The organism is Proteiniphilum sp. X52 (assembly GCF_003712195.1).
GTDB lineage: Bacteria > Bacteroidota > Bacteroidia > Bacteroidales > Dysgonomonadaceae > Proteiniphilum.
Window position 1 is genome coordinate 132,639 of the sequence record NZ_RDSD01000004.1, and the last position, 19,988, is coordinate 152,626.

The window sequence follows — 19,988 nt, forward strand, 5'->3', positions numbered from 1 at the left end:
AAAATTATCCGCGGCAGTTATATCAAAATAACATTCACTATGAAATTTAAATATTATCCCTGCTTACTTTTAATATTTGTAATTTCCGCCTGCGACCACGGCACAGACCCGGAACCCGGACAGACGGGTACAAACGTGGAAAAGGCGGTTACGATTGATATCGGAAAAACGTTTCAGACGATAGACGGATTCGGTGCTTCGGACTGCTGGACGGCCAATTATGTTGGTAGAGACTGGGAAGGGAGCCAGAAGGAATCGATAGCCCGTTTGTTATTTTCACAGGATATCAATAATGGTGCCCCGGAAGGAATAGGCTTGTCGATGTGGCGTTTCAACCTGGGAGCAGGAACGGCAGAACAGGGTGATGATAGTGGTATCGACGACAAATCGCGCCGCGCGGAATCTTTCCTCAATGCCGACGGGACTTATGATTGGAGCCGTCAACGGGGGCAACAGTATTTTCTGGAAAAAGCGCGCGATTATGGCTGCGGGTCGTTCGTGATGTTCAGCAATTCGCCGCCGGTTCACTACACCTACAACGAAAAAGGATTTTCGGCACGCGGAGCACGGAGTAACCTGAAGGAGGAACACTACGGTGATTTTGCAGCTTACATGGCCAACGTGGCAGAATACTTCAAAAACAATAAAAATATTACATTCTCATACATAAGTCCGGTGAACGAACCTCAATACAATTGGGAAGGCGGCCAGGAGGGAAGTGGCTGGCAAAATGCCGAAATAAAACGCCTGGTTATTGAACTGGATAACGCCCTCAGCCGGAAAAACCTGGATAGCAGGATCCTTATTACGGAATCAGGAGACTGGGAGTACCTTTATAAAATAAAGGGTGATGCTGCCCGCAGCGATCAAATAACCGAGTTTTTCTCGCCAGAGTCAGCCAATTATATCGGTGACCTCACGCATGTGGATATCCTGATAGGGGGACACAGTTACTGGACAGACGGAAACTGGGATACGATGAAAAGTGTCAGAAGTCAACTGGGAGCAGCGGCGTCGGCAAAAGGATTAAAAATATACCAGACCGAATGGAGCATGCTTGGAGATCATTTCAACGACAAGGATTATCCCGGGCACGAGTCGGCGACTCCTCTTGACATAGCGCTTCACATGTCAAAAGTCATCTATCACGATTTAACCACCGCCAATGTCTGTTCATGGTCGTTCTGGACCAGTATGGACATGGCGCGCTGGGATCATAAGAACCGTTTTCTGCTGATCGACCTGGTTCCGGGAAGCGGTATTTACGGTGATATTTCCGAAAGCGGCAGGCATGAGGCCACCAAAACTTTGTGGGTATTGGGAAATTACAGTCTGTTTATCAGGCCGGGCTACCAACGTGTCGATCTGAGCATAGAGAATCCCTCGAGCTCGTTTTTCGGATCCGCCTGGATCTCCCCCGACAAAAAACGGCTGGCGGTGGTATATACCAATATGACCGGAAAATCTATCGCCATTGATCTGAACGTTACGGGGCTGGGAAGGTACTCATCGGTGAAACAATATACTACATCCCGGACACAAGACCTGAGAGAAAATACTCCTTCCGGGGAGGAAACAGTGATTGACCCTTTGTCCGTTACCACATTCGTCTATGAATTTTAATTAATTAATCATCGCATGCGAAAAAAAACTCTGTCAATCGTTATTTTACTGGTTATGTGCATTGCCCCATCTCTCCGGGCGCAGGTCTCTTTCGGGTCGCCTGAAAAAATCAATGACAACTGGAAATTTGTCCTGAACGACGTGCGCGACGGACAATCGGTCACATTGGACGACACAAGGTGGCAACAGATATCGTTACCCCATGACTGGAGCGTAAAAGGGCAGTTAAGTCCCACACTTGCCAGTTGCACGGGATACCTTCCCGGAGGCATTGGATGGTACCGTAAAACAATCGATATTCCAGCCGACAAACAGGGACAGAAAGTATATCTCTATTTCGAAGGAGTGTATAACCGCAGCGAAGTATTCCTCAACGGGCAGCCTCTCGGCAAGCGCCCTAACGGGTATATCTCGTTCATGTATGATGCGACACCCTATATTCAATACGGTCGGGAGAACGTAATCGCAGTACGGGTCGATCACAGCCGATATGCCGATTCGCGATGGTACACCGGTTCGGGGATTTACCGCGATGCGTGGGTGGTATATGCCAACCCCGTACATATTGCCCGATGGGGTGTATACGCCTATCCTGAACAAACAAAGAACGGCTATCAACTGAATGTGGAGGTCGAAATAAATAATGAAGAAGAGAGCAATGCCTCTTTAACAGTCGTGAATGAATTATACTCCGCGGAAGGAAAGCTTGTGACAAGGGACTCGAAGAAGTTCACGGCAAAGCCGGGCAATGAAAATAAACTGACCACTTCATTGAAGGTAAGCAAACCGGCGCTCTGGTCCCTGTCCGATCCTACTCTGTATGAGTTAAAGACGATCGTGCTGAAGGGTGGAGTTGAAACCGATCGGACCACAACCCGTACCGGATTCCGCACCTACACCTTCGATCCCAATAAAGGATTTGCTTTGAACGGGGAGTGGACGAAAGTGAAAGGAGTATGCATACATCATGACGCGGGTGTACTGGGGGCGGCTGTTCCCCGGGAAGTATGGAAAAGACGTTTACAGACCCTGAAAGAGATCGGCGTGAATGCAGTGCGAACGAGCCACAATCCGCAGGCCACCGATCTTTACGGTCTCTGTGATGAGATGGGCCTATTGGTACTTAATGAGATGTATGACGAGTGGGTATTTCCCAAACGCAAATGGATGGAAGGTTGGAATGTGGGCACTCCCGGCTTTCAGGGTTCTTACGACATCTTCAAGGAATGGGGAGAGATCGATCTGGCCGACCTGGTGCGGCGCGACCGGAATCATATCTCTGTTTTTGCATGGAGCATCGGCAACGAGGTGGACTATCCCAACGATCCCTATTCGCATCCGGTGCTCGGGGGAGAGAAAGCAGGATTCACGCAGGCCTCTTATGGCGGTTATAATCCCGATGCGCCCGATGCAATGGAACTGGGTAATATCGCAAAGCGTCTCGCAGGAGTGGTAAAAGAATATGACCGGTCACGCCCGGTAACTGCGGGATTAGCCGGAGTGGCCATGTCGAACGAGACTGAATACCCGGGCGCATTGGACATCGCAGGATATAATTATACCGAAGACAAGTATGACAGTGATCATGAGAAATACCCTGACCGGGTGATCTATGGAAGCGAGAACCGGCACGATATGGCTGCATGGAAGGCTACGCGCGACAGGGAGCATATTTTCGGCCAGTTCCTCTGGACCGGGATCGATTATCTCGGGGAGTCGGGCAGATGGCCTTCAAGAGGTTTCTATTCCGGCTTGCTCGATTTCGGTGGATTCATCAAACCACGGGGATATTTCCGCCAGTCGTTATGGTCGGACAAGCCCATGGCCTACCTGGGAACATATCCCACACCGGGCAGGGGCGGCAGTATCCAGTCGAAGGATGTATTGTCGCAGACGGAAACCGGGAATGTTTCGAACCATCAGGAAAGAGCACCCTCGATGGATGCATGGTCCGTATGGAACTACCGGGAAGGCCAATTGATACGGGTGGTATGCTATACCAATGCCGCCAAGGCAAAGCTGTTGCTCAACGGCACAGAGGCGGGTGAGACAAAAGAGTATGACGACAATACCGGCATTATATTCTGGGATATTCCCTACAAGGCCGGAAAATTGGAAGTGGTGGGTATGGATAAGGATAACAACCCTGTTGCCGGCTATGCCATACAATCATCGAAACGGCCCCATGCTTTACAGATCGTTCAGTGCGAAAAGCGGATAGATAAAGGGAGAGGGTTGGCCCAGATCGTGCTGCAGGTGGTGGATGAAGACGGCGTTCCGGTGATGCTCTCCGACGATGAGGTTACCTGCCGGATAAGCGGTCCCGCCAAACTTCTCGGTCTGGAAGCCAGCAACAATTCCGATATGGGCGACTATACCGACAACAGCCATCGCGTGTTCCACGGACGTATCCTGGCTTATGTGCAGGCAACCGGCGAGAAGGGCGAAATAAAGATAGGGTTTGCTTCTCCCTGGCTGGAACCGGCGGAAATAACAGTGACGGCTGAATAATTCATGCCTGCATCCTTTTCTTATATTTACCCGGACTTTCTCCCGTGAGTTTTATAAAAAGCCGGTTGAAATAAGAAATATTTTCGAAACCTAAGCCATACGCGACATCCTTGATATGGACATTATCGACTAACAGTCGCAGTTGGGCGTATTCAATCTTCTTTTGATTGATATATTTGCCTGGGGTACAGTTCATCTCTTTTTTGAAGAGGCGGATGAAATGATCTTTGGTCAAGAAACACATATCGGCCAAATGATTGATGTCGATCATGCTGTCAATATTTTTATGAATGTGGCGGAGAGACATAAGTATCCGCTCTTCAATATGCTCATTTTTATGAACCGCCTGCGCTAAAAAACGAGATATAATTTGTTTAATTATCGCCTGTGTCTCCATTTCAAAGGCAATGGGACTTTGCTTTTGGAGAATCATATTTTGCTCAATATTCGCCGAATTATCATAAAGGTATGGATCGTAATACTTTAATTCTCTACCCGGATTTATTTTTATCAGACGTTCAATCAATTGTATATCCAGAGGATCCGATTTGATTTCTACCGGAAAATCAAGCAAATCAAATATACTCAGGTTCTTTCCCGGATTTTCATATATATGGATATAATAAAGTTCCAAAATACCGTCGCTTTCATAGGCATGCCTTGTAAAGGAAGGAGTCATATATAAATGATCTTTTTTCAGTTCGAAGACGCCATCTTCCCTGATGATCTTTGCCGTGCCGTTTTTCACATAATGTATCCGGGTGAAAGGGCTATCGACATTCTTCCAGTTCCAGTCAGCATTATGATAGGCATAGCCCACATTCAATAAAATGAAATCTCTTCTTAATCCTTCTTTATTCATTCTCACCGCTATTTGGGCTGTAAATATAGCAATAATATCGATAAAGTGCAATTTTATATCGATAACATATAAAAAATGAGATGCTAACAATCTCTAATTTTGCACAGTGAGAATTTTACTGGTGAAAAGGAGAATTCCGTGCATGAAGACAAAGCAATTTATTGAAAAACAAGAAACTGTTTCTTTCAAGTGGCCCGCCACATTTCAATAAATGAAAATCCAAATCCATCAAAAAATGGCTAAAAAACAATGGATGAAAAAATTCAAAACAGCTTCTAATATGTGAGAATGAAAAAAGATCTATTTACGGGAAAAATGCAAGAAAGGTCATGATATATACATCCTGTATTGTGTAATAATTAATAAACTATTAAATATCAATGTTATGTGCAAGACACATTTAGTCTGTTTTTTCATCTTTTTGATGAGCGGCATTTCGGTTTTTGCTCAAAGGAGCATAACCGGGAAAGTGGTTGATGTCAATGGGGAATCGCTGATTGGTGTCAACGTTGAAGTAAAAGGCAGTTCCGTTGGTACTGTCACTGACATAGAAGGTAATTACCGGATTACGGCCGATGCCGGCAATACCTTAATATTTACCTATGTGGGTTTTATAAGTGAAGAGGTGGATGTGGCTGGCCAAGATGTCATCAACATTACGATGAAGGAGGATCATAAAATGTTGGATGAGATTGTGGTTGTGGGTTACGGCAGCATGACTCGCAAGGATGTCACCAGTTCTATTACCACCGTGAAAGCCGACAAACTGAATACCGGTGTGTATACCGACCCCGGGCAGTTGTTGCAAGGCAAGGTTCCCGGGTTAACAATTGTTCAGAGCAGCGATCCTACTTATGGAACAACTTCCATCTCTCTCCGGGGGGCCTCTTCTCTGCGTACAGGCAAAGCTATGGAACCTTATTATGTTGTTGACGGTATTCCTGACGTGTCTTTGAACCTTATAGCTCCGGAGGACATTGAATCAATTGATGTACTTCGCGACGCCTCTGCAACGGCTATTTACGGTTCTAAGGCGGCCAATGGCGTGATTGTCATCACCACAAAAAAAGGTAGCAAAACAGATCGTTCATCTGTCTCATATAGTGGTTATGTCGGATTTGACAACATAGCCAAACGCCTGGATATGATGTCGGCCAGCGATTTGCGGTCTTATGCGTCCGCCAATAACATAACACTTCCCAATGATAAGGGCTACAATACCAATTGGAATGATGAAGTGCTTCGCACGGCAGTCAGCCAAAGCCACAATGTTTCTATTAACGGAGGGAGCGAACGTTCCAGCTACAATGCCAGCTTGAATTATCTGAATAAAGAAGGTATTGTGCTCGGTACTGAATTTGAACGTATTTCAGGTCGAGCTTATGCCCAGACAAAATCTTTGAACGATCGTTTGACTTTGGATTTAAATGTCAATACCGCACAAACCAAAGGCAAATCCGTTTCATCAAGTAAGGACGGCCAAAGTGTGTTTGATGCCATGAACTATTATTCACCCTTGCTCCCCACAAAAAATGAAGACGGTTCGTGGTATAATTACACATCAGTAAACCAATATCATAACCCGCTGTCCATGATTTATGAGGACAATTATGAAACCATCAAGAAAGTACTTCAGGGAACGGGTAAGGCTTCTCTGCAAATCAACAAGGATTTATTGTGGAACCTAAACCTTTCCTATGAAAACGAACAAATCAATTACAACAACTACAACAGCACTGCCTCCCAGATAGTTACCGCGAACGGGCAGGCTTTTCGCGGAACGCTTGAAAATAAGAAAAAAGTGTTGGAAACCTATTTCAATTACGATCATACATTCGCCAATGCTCATAAATTGGGTCTGATGGGCGGTTATTCTTACGAGCAAACCGACAATAACGATGGCTATGGCCTTACCGTTTATGATTTCTATAGCGATGCCACTTCTTATTATAATCTTGGGTTTGCCAATAAAATGGATATGAGCGGCATAACGGCCTATGCACTGGAAACGCTCCGTATGATTTCTTTCTATGGCCGTTTAAACTATTCATACAATAGTAAATACATGCTCCAGGCCACTGTCCGTCGCGACGGCTCATCGGCTTTCGGTAAAAATAATCGTTGGGGAACATTCCCTTCCGCATCTCTTGCATGGCGCGCAAGCGAAGAGAAATTCGTCAATGATTGGAATGTGTTTGATGATTTGAAGTTACGGGTAAGTTATGGCGTAAGCGGCAACTCTTTGGGATTCGGAGCATACCAGGCCATTCAGACCTATGGCCCTTCGGGATGGTTTACCTATACTGACTCTCAGGGAAATTCCAGCCTTTATCGCACGATAGCCGCCCAGTCAAATGCAAATCCCGATTTGAAATGGGAAAGAACGGCCATGCTGAATGCGGGCATTGATTTTTTATTTCTCAAAGGACGTCTGGGAGGCACCATTGAATACTATGACAAAAAGACAAGCGATCTGATTTATTCATACAATGTATCGACAAACCGCTATCCTTATGGTTCGATGTATGCCAATGTGGGTGATATCACCAACAAGGGAATTGAGTTTACAATCAATGCAACGCCTGTCCAACTGAAAGACTTCACTTGGGATACGAGCCTGAACCTTTCACACAATAAAAATAACGTGAAAAGCATTTCCAACAGCAAGTATTCTGTAGATTATATCTCAACGGGCAATCCGGAGATCGCCGGTTATTCCACCGCAAATATTGGACGTATCATGGAAGGCCATCCGCTCGGGACTTTCTACACATTTGAATGGGCTGGTTATAATGACGACGGCATATCAGTATTCTACAAACGTGACGCGGAAACAGGCGAGCGTACCGGTGAGACTACAACGGACCCCGTTGACTCGGACCGCACCATTACAGGCTGTGCGCAGCCCAAGTTGAGTTTGGGTTGGACAAACGACTTCAAATATAAGAATTGGAGTTTGAATATGTTCTTTACCGGAGTTTTTGGCCATAAGATTTATAATGCAACTCGCGAACAATACAGTAATGTCGCTTTCGTCACCGAAGGCCGAAATGTGTTGAAATCGGTGGCTACAGAACAAAAACCAACCGATGTCCAGTCACAGGCTCCTTCCGATCGTTGGTTGGAAAATGGAGATTATTTCCGCTTGTCGACTCTTTCTTTAGGTTATTCATTTGGAAAGTTGGGTAATTGGGTTAACTCACTCAAAGTATATGGAACCTGCAATAACTTGTTTACAATTACCGGATATTCCGGCCGTGATCCTGAAATTAATCTTGGTGGCTTGGAACCGGGAATTGACAGGCGTACTAATTATTATCCTCGTACTCGCACATTTATGTTTGGTGTAAATGTGAATTTCTAATCATCTTAAAATTGAACTTACAATGAAGAGCTATATCAAAAACACCTTACTTGCAGGTTTGCTGTTATCATCAGCCATGGCCTGTACCGATTTGGATGTAGATATCAAATCCACCTACACTTCCTATCCGAATTCCGACATTGCCACCGAAGCGAAAATGGCAGATTTATACTATGGATTCCGTGGCGCTTTGGGGCGCCGTTACACGGAAGCCGCGTGGTTGTCTTCCGATGAATTCGCGGCGGTCACTTATGGTGGCAACTGGTATGACGGGGGCAATTATGTCCACGCAACGCTCCACATGACTAACCCGGATGACGCGCATATCGATTGGCTTGGCGATATCACAGGAGTCATCACCAAGTGTAATCAGGCTATTGTGGATCTCGGAGGCGACGAGGCAAGCGATGAGTCTATCGCTCAAGCCTTGGCAATGCGCGCTTTTTATCATTTCATTTTTATGGATATGTTTGGCGATGCTCCTATCTTGGACCATGTCGTTGGAAGTGATGAGGCGATCGAACGTTCTCCGCGTGCCAAGGTGGCAGCCTTTATAGAGGAGGATCTGCTTCGCGCCATCCGTTCCGGCGGCTTGTCCGAAAATGTGGATGCTTCCACGTATGGAAAACCCACGAAATGGATGGCTGAGGCTCTCCTTGTTAAACTCTATCTAAATTGGGCTGTTTACTCTTGCGCTGATGTCGCCGACTATGAACCCACTTTGACAAACTCCAGACTTAATGATGCCGTGAGTTACTGTGATGATATAATTAACAGTGGCAAGTTTGATCTGAGCGACAGTTATCGTAAAAAATTCATGCCCGATAACGGTTATCATATTAAAGATTTCATCTACGCGATGCCTTATGATAATGCCACGGCACAAGGCATGACATACGCCCGATTCCAATTGTGGCCCAAATTCAATAATGACGGAGCGAATGGCGCCGGGTTATTCGGGATAACCCTTTCAAGGAATGCCGGTGGTATTTTCACAGTCACACCTGAAGCGGCCGATCGTTTCTCTCTGGCAGGAGACGAACGCAATGATATTATCTTAAAAGATGCGCTATTCACCTATAATATTTCCTCCTTTGACAAAACCACAACGCCTTACATGTATAACGGACAGCGTGTGACGCTTAAGAAAAATATTACTTTACTCATACCCGGCGATGCTTCTATGAATGTGGGCGATGATTTTAACGGTTGGAATCAAGGTTACCGCTGTATCAAGTGGGGTATCCAGGTGGCTGATTATGAAACCTATAACCGCAACCAAAGTAACGATGTGCCTGTTCTTCGTTATGCGGATATTCTGCTGATGAAGGCGGAAGCTATTCTTCGTGGCGCCACAGCAACCAATAGCGATACTCCCATGAGCTTATTCAATCAGGTTCGCAGTTATGTAAAAGCTCCTACAATAACCACACCTCCCACTCTACAAGATATTCTTGACGAACGTGGGCGTGAGTTTTTCAGTGAGATGTGGCGCCGCAACGACTTGATTCGTTTTGGCCAGTTCGAGAATGACTGGGGGTTAAAACATGTGATAAATCCAGCCGCCAAAACTCAGAAATGGCGGCGCATCTTCCCGATTCCCACAGGTGTTATGAACTCAAATACCAATTGGGCACAAAACCCGGGTTATTAATCATTGAAGAATAGATTAACACGACTATTGTGGAATACAGGGAAATTGGGAAAACCGGCATGAAAGTCTCGAATCTCAGCTTCGGGGCTTCCTCCCTTGGGGGTGTTTTTCATCCGATCAGGGAAGAAGAGGGCATTCAGGCCGTTTATGCGGCCATCGAGAATGGCATCAATCTCATCGATGTCTCCCCCTACTACGGGTATCTCAAAGCCGAAATCGTCTTGGGCAAGGCATTAAAAAACATCAACCGCGGTAAGTATTATCTTTCCACTAAGGTAGGGCGTTACGGCAAGGATGGCATCAAGATTTGGGATTATTCCGCGAGAAGAGCGAAAGAAAGTGTTTATGAAAGTTTGGAACGTCTGCATGTCGACTATATCGACTTAATCAATGTGCATGATATTGAATTTGCCGATTTGGAACAGATTTGTGATGAAACACTTCCACTTTTGGCAGATCTCAGGAACGAAGGGGTGGTAAGACACGTGGGCATAACCAATCTGAATCTGCGTCATTTTAAATATGTAATTGACCATGTACCCCGGGGAACCGTTGAGTCTGTTTTATCTTTTTGCCATTACACGCTCAACGACGACTCTTTGGCCGATTATTTCAATTATTTCGAATCAAACCAGATAGGCATTATCAATGCCTCGCCCTACGCCATGGGATTATTGACCCAACGGGGCGTGCCCGATTGGCATCCCGCTCCGGAATCGTTGAAACGGCTTGCAAAAAAGGTAATCGGTTTTTGCGAGATGAAAGGCGTCCCGATTGAACAACTGGCTGTAAGCTTCTCTGTGTCCAATCCCCGTATTTCCACCACATTGTTCAGTACAGCCAACCCTGAAAATGTGTTGAAAACTATCCGGTATGCGAATACCCCTTTAGACATGGAATTGTTGAAAGAAGTGCAAACGATGTTCGAGCCCGGGTTTCGGGACACATGGGTTAATGACTGAAAAAATGAAAGCGATACAAATAACGGATCAAGGGAAAACGCGCGTTGTTGAAACACCCAAACCGGAGCTTATTCCCGGCCACGTATTGTTGAAAACAGGCTACGTGGGATTTTGCGGTTCCGATCTCAACACTTTCAGAGGATTGAACCCTTTGGTAAAACTTCCGGTTGTACCAGGGCATGAAATCGGTGCCCGGATAGAAGAAGTGGCGCATGACGTTCCTCCTTTTTTCAAACCGGGCTTGAACGCCACAGTCAATCCTTATTCCAGTTGTGGACATTGTCCGGCTTGTGAAAACGGGCGCCCCAACGCATGTGAATTTAATCAAACATTAGGCGTTCAACGCAATGGCGCCATGGCAGAATATATTCTTGTCCCGTGGGAAAAAGTAATGGCAGACCCGGCGATTTCTGTCCGCGATTTTGCATTGGTGGAACCGATGAGCGTAGGCTTCCATGCGGTAAATCGCGCGCAAGTAACCGACATAGACACCGTTATGGTGATTGGCTGCGGTATGATTGGCATGGGAGCCATCGCGCGGGCGGCCCTCCGGGGAGCAAAAGTCATCGCCGTGGACGTTGATAACAAAAAACTGAGACTGGCCAAACGCCTGGGCGCACAATACACTATTCATTCAGTGGATGAAAACTTGCATGAGCGTGCTCAGGAAATAACACGACAACGGGGCGCGGATGTGATTATAGAAGCAGTAGGCCGTCCCGAGACTTATATCGCCTCCATTTCGGAAGTGGCTTATACCGGCAGGGTGGTTTATATCGGATATGCGAAAGAAAGGATACCTTTCGACACGCAATACTTTGTCAAAAAGGAAGTAAATATAAAAGGGTCGCGAAATGCCACGCCGGCCGACTTCAAGGCGGTCATGGAATACATGAAAAAGGGTGGTTTGCCGGTGGAAGAATTGATCACGGCGGTCCATCCCCCTGAAGAGGCGCAGACTGCGTTAGAAAAATGGTCCGCTCATCCAAGTGAAGTTTTCCGGATATTAATTCGTTTTTAAAATGTTCCCGATCATCGATGCCCACGCACATCTCTGGCTGTATCAGGATACCGTGGTGGAAGGTAAGAAGATAAGGACTCTCGAGAATGGCAAATCCGAGTTTATGGGAGAAATACGGCAGATGCTTCCCCCTTTTATGATAGAAGGGCGAAATACCGCTGAGATTTTACTCTCAAACATGGATTACGCGCAAGTGTCGGCGGCAGTCATTACACAGGAGTATATCGACGGATTACAAAACGACTACCTCCTGGAAGTGCAGCAGAAATATCCGGAACGTTTCTTTTGTTGTGGAATGGTGGATGCCCGCAAACCGGGTTTCTACGCACATGCCGAAAAATTGATCAACCAAGAAGTTTTCAAAGCATTGAAAGTACCTGCCCAACGATTGATCAGCACGGGCAAGAGGGTTTGGCTTACCTCTGATGAAATGATGAAAATGTTTCGTCTGATGGAAAGAAAAGATCTCATCCTTTCGATTGACCTGGCTGACGGTGCCACACAGGTAGCCGAGATGCGGGAAGTGATCAAAGAATGTCCATCCCTTCGAATAGCGATCGGCCATTTTGGAATGGTTACCCGCAAAGATTGGCAGGAACAGATCAAACTGGCGCGGCATAAAAATGTGATGATTGAATCCGGGGGAATCACCTGGCTCTTTCATGATGAGTTTTACCCTTTCAGGGGTGCAATTCGGGCAATAAGGGAAGCCATTGAGTTGGTCGGGATAGACAAATTAATGTGGGGTTCCGATTATCCGCGCACCATTGTAGCAATTACCTATCGGATGTCTTATGACTTTATCGTCAGATCCAATTTATTGACGGAAGAAGAAAAAGCCCTGTTTTTAGGCAAAAACGCCGTCCGGTTTTACGGCTTTAAACGGTGGGTGCAGCTTCCTTACATTAAAAACATGTCGGAGTAATAATCCAAACGAATAGGAAAAATTCAACAGGAAATTCATAAACCCAGCATGACATCGGATCGTGTTGTAAATCAAGATTAATCAAATATGGAAAAGGCGAAAGGATATACACAGAAAAATCATACCATTCCAACAAAACGTTATTGCCAAACATTAGAATTAAAGGACAATCCGGAACTTATAAGGGAATATATCCTACTGCACAGCGAGGCGTACCATTGGCCGGAAATCAGAGAGGGAATCCGTTCGGTGGGTATCTTGGAAATGGAGATATACTTTTATAATACCACTCTTTTTATGATTGTGGAAACACCCCTGGATTTTGATTGGGAAGTTGCTTTTACCAAATTGGCCGAACTTCCCCGCCAAGCCGAATGGGAAAAATACATGTCTGGTTTTCAAGAAACATCATGTGACGATGATCTGTCGAAAAAATGGAAGAAAATGGAACGATTATTTCATTTATATGAATAAGGTAGAATGCATACATAATTAAAAATTTGATCCTCATGAAAAAAAGAATATCAGTAACTATGATAGGTTTGCTTTTACTCCTGTCATGCCAGTCAACAAAAAAAGATTTTTACAACATCGATTCTGTTGCCTCTCCTAAAGGTACGGACCTATTTCAGCCAAATTGGGATAATATTGCCGAATATTATCAATTCCCGGAATGGTACGTAGATGCAAAATTCGGCATATTCATCCACTGGGGAGTTTTCACGGTTCCGGCGTTTGATAATGAATGGTATTCACGCAACATGTACCAGAAAGACCATAAAGTTTACAAGCATCATATTGAAACATGGGGGCCGCACGACAAATTCGGTTATAAAGACTTCATACCTCTCTTTAAAGCTGAACAATTTAATGCACAGCAATGGGCCGAATTATTCAAAAAATCAGGCGCGAAATATGTTGTCCCCGTAGCAGAACATCATGACGGGTTCTCGATGTATAACAGCAGCCTGAATGAATGGAATGCTGTGAAAATGGGCCCTAAAAAGGATGTCATCGGACTCCTGAAAAATGCGGTAGAGAAAGAAGGGCTTATCTTTGGCTTATCCTCGCATAGAGCCGAAAACGCATGGTTTTTTAATGGAGGAATGGAATTCGCTTCCGATGTGCAAGATATGGACATTTCCCTCTATGGGAGGCGTTACGATGACCAGTCATATACGGAAGATTTTGCACGCGAATGGTTAACGCATGCTTATGAATTAGTCAACAAATATGAACCTAAATTATTCTATTTTGATTGGACGGTAAACAATCCCGTTTTGATGCCTTATTTTAATAAGTTCATGGCATATTATTACAACAATGCCATAGATTGGGGGCAAGGTGTTGTTGTAAATACCAAACAAGGATATCCTACCAATATACATGTGTGGGATGTTGAACGGGGGAAATCCGGTAAAATGATGCTATTTCCCTGGCAAACCGACACCTCCATTGGTAAAAGATCATGGTCACATATTGAAGGCGAAGAATACAAAACTCCTCAACAAATAGTGCATGATTTGGTGGATATCGTTAGTAAAAACGGAAACCTGTTACTCAATATAGGCCCCCGGGCTGACGGGATCATCCCTGATGAGCAGAAAAACATATTACTTTCCATTGGAGAATGGCTTAAAGTAAATGGCGAAGCTATTTACGGTACACGTCCATGGAAGAAATTCGGCGAGGGAGAGACAGAACCGGCCAAAGGCTCTTTTTCCGACAATGAGGCAACTCCTTATACGGCACGTGACATTCGTTTCACAACCAAAGGCAATGTTTTCTATGCTGTTGTACTGGATTGGGACGATGAGGGGGTACTTATCAAATCATTAAACCAAGAAACTATGGGAGATGCTGTAATTGTAGATATCAACCTGCTGGGTTCAGACGAAAGGATCAATTGGGAAACAACAGACATGGGGCTAAAGATATCTTTTCCTGAAAATAAACCTTGTAAATACGCTTATTCATTTAAAATCACTTTTGACAAAAAAGTGGGAGAACATTTGGAGTCAGAGGCTGTAAATGAAGTAATGAAGCACGGCGCATAATTCAATAGGTGAAAAAGAGACAGGGGTCCCCTTCAATAAATGAAATTCCAAATCCATCAGAAAATTGCCAACAGCTTCTATCTAATCCCGGTAATTGAACAATAAATTGCCGGGATTTTTTTATTTGCATGATTTACCATCCCCATTTGCACGATTTGTTATCCTTATTTTGTTAGAATGTATCATAATTTTGTCATAATTACAATAAACTTTGAAAAGACGGTTCTTGCTGTTAAACAGCAAGATGTGATGTGTTGAATATTTTTTCACCTTTTGAAGAACGATCAAGATTACATTATCATGAGACGATCAGTTTTTTATAAATCTAAATTTACGTGGTGCTGATGTTGTAATTTATTTTCATCCATATTTTATCACTCACTATAAAAAAGTGTTCTCTTCTGTCTCCAAAAAGAGGTAACATCGCCATGTTTTTTTATTTGTAAAAATAAAAGAAAACCATATGGGCAGTTGTCTCATTGTCAATATTAATTAATTTATTAATCTAATCAAATGTGAAATGAAAAGTAAGAAGTTTATTCCTTTATTGGCATCCCTATTTTTAGGAATGCTCGTCTTTATTGGCTGTAAAGATGAAACGTATGTGCATCAGCAGGAGTCGGATAAAGGTACGCCCTTCAATCCTAATTTGCCTGTGGAAATCACGGGATTTATACCTGACTCGGGACGTTATTCGGAAAAAGTCGTGATTAGCGGATCCAATTTCGGCAATGACAAGGAGAAAGTAAAAGTTTATTTTTTTGAGGGAGCTTCCGTCAGGGAGGCCTCTGTTGTAAACGTCAACGGAAGTTCGATTTACTGTATTGCTCCCCGGCTTCCGAATGGTAATAACCATCTAAGAGTTGTGGTGGAAGATAAAGTGGAGGCAGTAGCACCCAAGAAATTTCATTATACCGCTTCGGAACAGGTCTCATGGGTGGCAGGGGTAGGAACTCGTGAGGGTCTGGGGGCTTTTCACCGGGATGGTACTTTAGCCGATGCCCATTTCCACAAAATCGCGGGAATTGTGGCGCTTGGGGACGATCGATTCATTACAACCGGCTCCTGGGAGTCGGCTGCAAATAAAGTGCGTTACGTCTCTGTCCCTGAAAACAGTGTGATCACTCTTCAAAATGGGGTATATCTGACGAAACCGGCCATAAACGAGGATAGAACCGTTGTCTATACAACCACTCTGAATCCCACCCATACCGTATATGAATACAGGAAAGACAACGGATGGATGCCCTACAGAATTGGAGAGATTCCGGCAATGGGTTCGGGTAACGACCGTATTCAAAGTTTGACCATGATGGATAAGGCACATGATCCCCTTCAGGAATGGCTTTATTTCGCACATAAAACAGGGCGTTTCCTGAGATTCAATGTAAATACTCAGCTCACGGAAGAACTGGGAGCAGATTTATTCCCAGCACATGATTTTGTCGGCTATATCGTGTATGACAAATTCAACGACTGCTTTTACCTCTCACACCATGGAAGGTATTGTATCTACAAGTTCAGCAAGAGCGGAGCCAACTGGACAGATGGGGTGACTTCCGAAATTTTCGCCGGATCTCCCAGTCAGAGTGCCGTTGTGGACGGAAGCCTGACAGACGCCCGGTTTAGAGATCCGAGGGGCATGAGCCTGGATGATTATGGCAACCTCTACATTTGCGAGTTCAATAACTCGAATGTGATCAGGATGATCTCCATGCAAGATGGTTACGTGTCTACCGTTGCCGGAACACTGGATACGGAATCACCTCAAACCAACGGTGATCCGGCAGAAGCCATATTCCTGGATCCGCGCGACATATGTTATGACGGGGCGGGTAACTTTTTTATCGTGGAATGGTGGGAAGCTACCATCAGGAGATATGCCGTATTATGATAACATTTATATTTATACACATGAAGAAAATATTTTTATTATTTATAGTAATCGCTATATCATTCGGTATGTTTGCTCAAAGAAATCCGATTAATATAGCCGGGATAGTAATGGATCAGCAGGGGGAACCGCTGATTGGGGTTACCGTGGTGGTAAAAGGGACAGAAACAGGGATAGCCACCGATTTCAACGGACGATTCGTTCTTAACAATATCCCGGCAGGTTCCACAATAGTCTACTCATATATCGGTTACCAAACGGTTGAAGTGCGGTATAACGAGAGCAACGACCGCATTCGGATCGGGATGGCGGAGGATGTGGACGAACTTGACGAGTTGGTGGTTACAGCAAGGGGTGTGCAGCGAAAAGTATCCGTGGTTGGGGCAATCACCACTGTCAATGCGCATGAACTGCAGGTTCCCACCACTTCTGTCTCCAATATGCTGGCAGGACGTGTCCCCGGTATCATTGCCGTTTCACGCAGTGGTGAACCGGGTGAGGACATCTCTGAATTTTGGATCAGAGGTATTGGCACATTCGGGGCAAAACAGGGCGCACTGGTGCTGATTGACGGTATTGAAGGAAATCTCAACGACCTCAATCCGGCGGATATCGAGAGTTTTTCAATATTGAAAGATGCCTCCTCCACCGCGGTGTACGGTGTGCGGGGGGCAAACGGGGTTGTAGTTGTGACTACCAAGCGAGGCAGAGCGGGAAAGCTCAGTATCAATTTCAGGACAAATGCCACCTACTCCTATTCTCCCAGAATGCCGGCATACGCGGACTCTTATCAGTATGCTCTGCTCGCCAATGAGGCAAGGGTGGTGAGGGGTAATGAACCCCTTTACTCACCAACGGAATTGGAGTTGTACCGTACCGGCCTGGATCCGGACCTCTACCCGAATGTAAGCTGGAGAGATGTGATATTGAAAAGCCATTCCTGGAATACTCAACATCATATCGGAATCTCCGGTGGAGGTGAAGCTGCCCGTTATTACGTGAGTTTGGGCTATATAAACAGCGAGGCGCTCTTTAAGCAGGATAAGAACTCTCCTTTTTCAGCCAATGTGAACCACAATCGGTTGAATTTCAGGGCCAATGTGGATGCCAATGTGACCCAATCGACCCTTCTCTCGCTGAATATCGAGAGTGTATTGGTCTCACAGAATTCTCCGGGATTTGGTGATGATAATAAGGCTCTCTGGTTAGCACAGGCCAACCTGCCGCCCAATCTTGTTCCGGTCCGCTATTCCAACGGTCTGCTTCCGGTATATGGAGCGAATGCGGACGAAATGTCTCCTTACGTTCAGTTGAATTATACGGGATACAAGGCGAAGGAGCGTTACACCACCAAGACCAATTTATTATTGAAACAGGATCTGGGCATGTTCCTGGACGGTTTGTCGATACAGGGGCTTTTCTCTTTAACCTCAAACGGGGCGCATGACGTGAATAACAGAATGCGCCCGGATCTCTATTTTGCAGACCCGAAAATAGGCCGGAATCCCGACGGTTCGCTTTCCACGACGCGGAAGATGGCAAAAGAGGATCTGACGGCCACACAAAGTTCTTCGTCAAACCGACAGTACTACCTTGAGCTTCAAGCCAACTATAACCAGGTCTTTCAGTATGATCACCGGGTCACCGGATTGATACATGCCTACAGACAAGAGACAAAAAACAGTGACTGGGGAGATGGAATTTTCACCGTAATTCCGGAGCGCTATCAAGCCTACTCGGCAAGAGCGACCTATTCGTATAAGGATACCTATGTGAGCGAGTTCAATGTGGGATATACCGGCTCTGAAAACTTTAATAAGGAAAGCCGTTATGGAGTATTTCCTTCCATTGCACTCGGATGGGTGCCCACTCAGTATAGATGGGTGAAAGAGAAAGTTCCTTTTGTAAACTTTCTTAAGTTCAGGGGTTCTGTCGGACAGGTTGGAAACGACCGACTGGTGGATGGTAACGGAGATCCAATACGTTTTCCCTATCTCACTATTGTTGGAGGAGTCGGTGCAGGGATATGGGGCGGATCGGCAATAAGTGAAACGCAGATTGGGGCGGTAAACATGGAGTGGGAAACATCCACGAAGTTCAATTTCGGGATCGACGGGAAAATATTCAAAGAGAAAGTTGATTTCTCGGTCGATTTTTTCCGAAACAAAACAACCGGTATCTTCCAGAAACGGGAGAGTGTTCCATTTGAATCCGGCTTGTATTCAACGCTCCCTTATGCCAATATAGGTGAAATGACCTCCTGGGGTTTTGACGGACATGGGTCTTATTTTCAGGAAATCAACAATGACATGAATTTTACTGTTCGTGGTAATTTCACGATGTCAAGGAATAATGTCGACAACTGGGAACAGGCCGGCGTCAGATATCCTTACCAGTCGTGGTCGGGCGTTCCTTACGGCATTATGCGCGGTTTGATATCGGAAGGGCTTTTCAAAGACGAGGATGATATCCGGAGTAGTCCAAAACAAACCTTTATGTCGGATGTGAGGCCCGGCGACATAAAATATAAGGATGTCAATGGGGACGGTGTGATCAATGATGATGATATTGTTCCGCTTTCTCATTCAAACATCCCGGAATTCCAGTACGGGGCAGCATTTGAGTTTAATTATAAGAATTTCCGGATCAATGCACTCCTGGAAGGTGTGCAGGGTGTGGAATATTTCCTGGGGGGAACCGGTTATTATCCGTTTGCCTGGGGGTACACCGGAAATATACTGGATATAGTGACAAAACAGGAAAACCGCTGGACTCCTGCCTCCTATTCAGGGGATCCTGCTACAGAAAATCCAAATGCCAGATTTCCGCGACTGACGCACGGCAACAATCCAAATAATAACCGTCAGTCAACATTCTGGCTGGCGGATGGCAGTTATCTTCGTTTGAAGAACGTAGAGATTACCTATACGTTGCCTAAAGACTTCGTGCAAAAACTGAGGATATTTGAATCTTTGTCTGTCAGTCTTGTCGGAGACAACTTGCGCGTATGGGACAGTGTTAAACTCTGGGATCCGGGGCAGGCGTCGGAAAACGGTGCTGTATATCCGTTGCAGAGAAAATATACAATCCAATTATATGCCACATTCTAAAAAAT

General features: G+C 45.2%; 12 protein-coding genes. 11 read left to right on the forward strand and 1 reads right to left on the reverse strand.

Annotated elements, in window-relative coordinates; all coding sequences use genetic code 11:
* The first annotated feature begins 39 nt into the window (after positions 1-39).
* On the forward strand, positions 40-1,623 hold the full coding sequence (locus D7D25_RS05360) for a glycoside hydrolase (RefSeq protein ID WP_122967984.1): 1,584 nt from the start codon (positions 40-42) through the stop codon (positions 1,621-1,623).
* Between the two features lie 15 nt (positions 1,624-1,638).
* The gene (locus D7D25_RS05365; RefSeq protein WP_185140218.1) at positions 1,639-4,134 is read left to right on the forward strand and encodes a sugar-binding domain-containing protein; all 2,496 of its coding nucleotides are present in this window, start codon (positions 1,639-1,641) and stop codon (positions 4,132-4,134) included.
* A 1-nt stretch (position 4,135) separates the two neighbouring features.
* Here the strand turns inward: D7D25_RS05365 and D7D25_RS05370 are convergent, their stop codons facing one another.
* Positions 4,136-4,996 (reverse strand): AraC family transcriptional regulator, encoded by an 861-nt coding sequence (locus D7D25_RS05370; RefSeq protein WP_026326979.1) that lies wholly within the window; start codon positions 4,994-4,996, stop codon positions 4,136-4,138.
* A 385-nt stretch (positions 4,997-5,381) separates the two neighbouring features.
* Here D7D25_RS05370 and D7D25_RS05375 point away from each other — a divergent pair, with 385 nt between their 5' ends.
* The 9 genes from D7D25_RS05375 (at position 5,382) to D7D25_RS05415 (ending at position 19,983) form a co-directional block, all read left to right on the forward strand.
* Entirely contained in the window at positions 5,382-8,360 is a 2,979-nt protein-coding gene (locus tag D7D25_RS05375; protein ID WP_044059913.1) for a TonB-dependent receptor, read from the forward strand.
* A gap of 22 nt (positions 8,361-8,382) precedes the next feature.
* Positions 8,383-10,014, forward strand: coding sequence for a RagB/SusD family nutrient uptake outer membrane protein (locus tag D7D25_RS05380; RefSeq protein ID WP_122967935.1), 1,632 nt, complete (start codon positions 8,383-8,385; stop codon positions 10,012-10,014).
* 29 nt (positions 10,015-10,043) lie between these two features.
* Positions 10,044-10,976 (forward strand): aldo/keto reductase, encoded by a 933-nt coding sequence (locus D7D25_RS05385; RefSeq protein WP_026326981.1) that lies wholly within the window; start codon positions 10,044-10,046, stop codon positions 10,974-10,976.
* 4 nt (positions 10,977-10,980) lie between these two features.
* Positions 10,981-11,997: a zinc-binding alcohol dehydrogenase family protein gene (locus tag D7D25_RS05390; protein WP_122967936.1), complete on the forward strand. Its 1,017-nt coding sequence runs from the start codon at positions 10,981-10,983 to the stop codon at positions 11,995-11,997.
* Between the two features lies 1 nt (position 11,998).
* Positions 11,999-12,922: an amidohydrolase gene (locus tag D7D25_RS05395; RefSeq protein WP_019537825.1), complete on the forward strand. Its 924-nt coding sequence runs from the start codon at positions 11,999-12,001 to the stop codon at positions 12,920-12,922.
* 87 nt (positions 12,923-13,009) lie between these two features.
* The gene (locus tag D7D25_RS05400) at positions 13,010-13,396 is read left to right on the forward strand and encodes an L-rhamnose mutarotase (protein WP_019537826.1); all 387 of its coding nucleotides are present in this window, start codon (positions 13,010-13,012) and stop codon (positions 13,394-13,396) included.
* A 35-nt stretch (positions 13,397-13,431) separates the two neighbouring features.
* Complete coding sequence (locus D7D25_RS05405) at positions 13,432-14,979, forward strand: alpha-L-fucosidase (RefSeq protein ID WP_255417200.1); 1,548 nt, start codon at positions 13,432-13,434, stop codon at positions 14,977-14,979.
* A gap of 520 nt (positions 14,980-15,499) precedes the next feature.
* Positions 15,500-16,873, forward strand: coding sequence for an IPT/TIG domain-containing protein (locus D7D25_RS05410; RefSeq protein ID WP_122967938.1), 1,374 nt, complete (start codon positions 15,500-15,502; stop codon positions 16,871-16,873).
* A gap of 20 nt (positions 16,874-16,893) precedes the next feature.
* A complete protein-coding gene (locus D7D25_RS05415; RefSeq protein ID WP_122967939.1) occupies positions 16,894-19,983 on the forward strand; it encodes a TonB-dependent receptor in 3,090 nt (1,029 codons plus the stop codon).
* Positions 19,984-19,988 lie beyond the last annotated feature (5 nt).

Coding starts and splice junctions, on each gene's coding strand:
- D7D25_RS05360 (WP_122967984.1), top strand. CDS start 40: ATGAAATTTAAATATTATCCCTGCTTACTTTTAATATTTGTAATTTCC.
- D7D25_RS05365 (WP_185140218.1), top strand. CDS start 1,639: ATGCGAAAAAAAACTCTGTCAATCGTTATTTTACTGGTTATGTGCATT.
- D7D25_RS05370 (WP_026326979.1), bottom strand. CDS start 4,996: ATGAATAAAGAAGGATTAAGAAGAGATTTCATTTTATTGAATGTGGGC.
- D7D25_RS05375 (WP_044059913.1), top strand. CDS start 5,382: ATGTGCAAGACACATTTAGTCTGTTTTTTCATCTTTTTGATGAGCGGC.
- D7D25_RS05380 (WP_122967935.1), top strand. CDS start 8,383: ATGAAGAGCTATATCAAAAACACCTTACTTGCAGGTTTGCTGTTATCA.
- D7D25_RS05390 (WP_122967936.1), top strand. CDS start 10,981: ATGAAAGCGATACAAATAACGGATCAAGGGAAAACGCGCGTTGTTGAA.
- D7D25_RS05395 (WP_019537825.1), top strand. CDS start 11,999: ATGTTCCCGATCATCGATGCCCACGCACATCTCTGGCTGTATCAGGAT.
- D7D25_RS05400 (WP_019537826.1), top strand. CDS start 13,010: ATGGAAAAGGCGAAAGGATATACACAGAAAAATCATACCATTCCAACA.
- D7D25_RS05405 (WP_255417200.1), top strand. CDS start 13,432: ATGAAAAAAAGAATATCAGTAACTATGATAGGTTTGCTTTTACTCCTG.
- D7D25_RS05410 (WP_122967938.1), top strand. CDS start 15,500: ATGAAAAGTAAGAAGTTTATTCCTTTATTGGCATCCCTATTTTTAGGA.
- D7D25_RS05415 (WP_122967939.1), top strand. CDS start 16,894: ATGAAGAAAATATTTTTATTATTTATAGTAATCGCTATATCATTCGGT.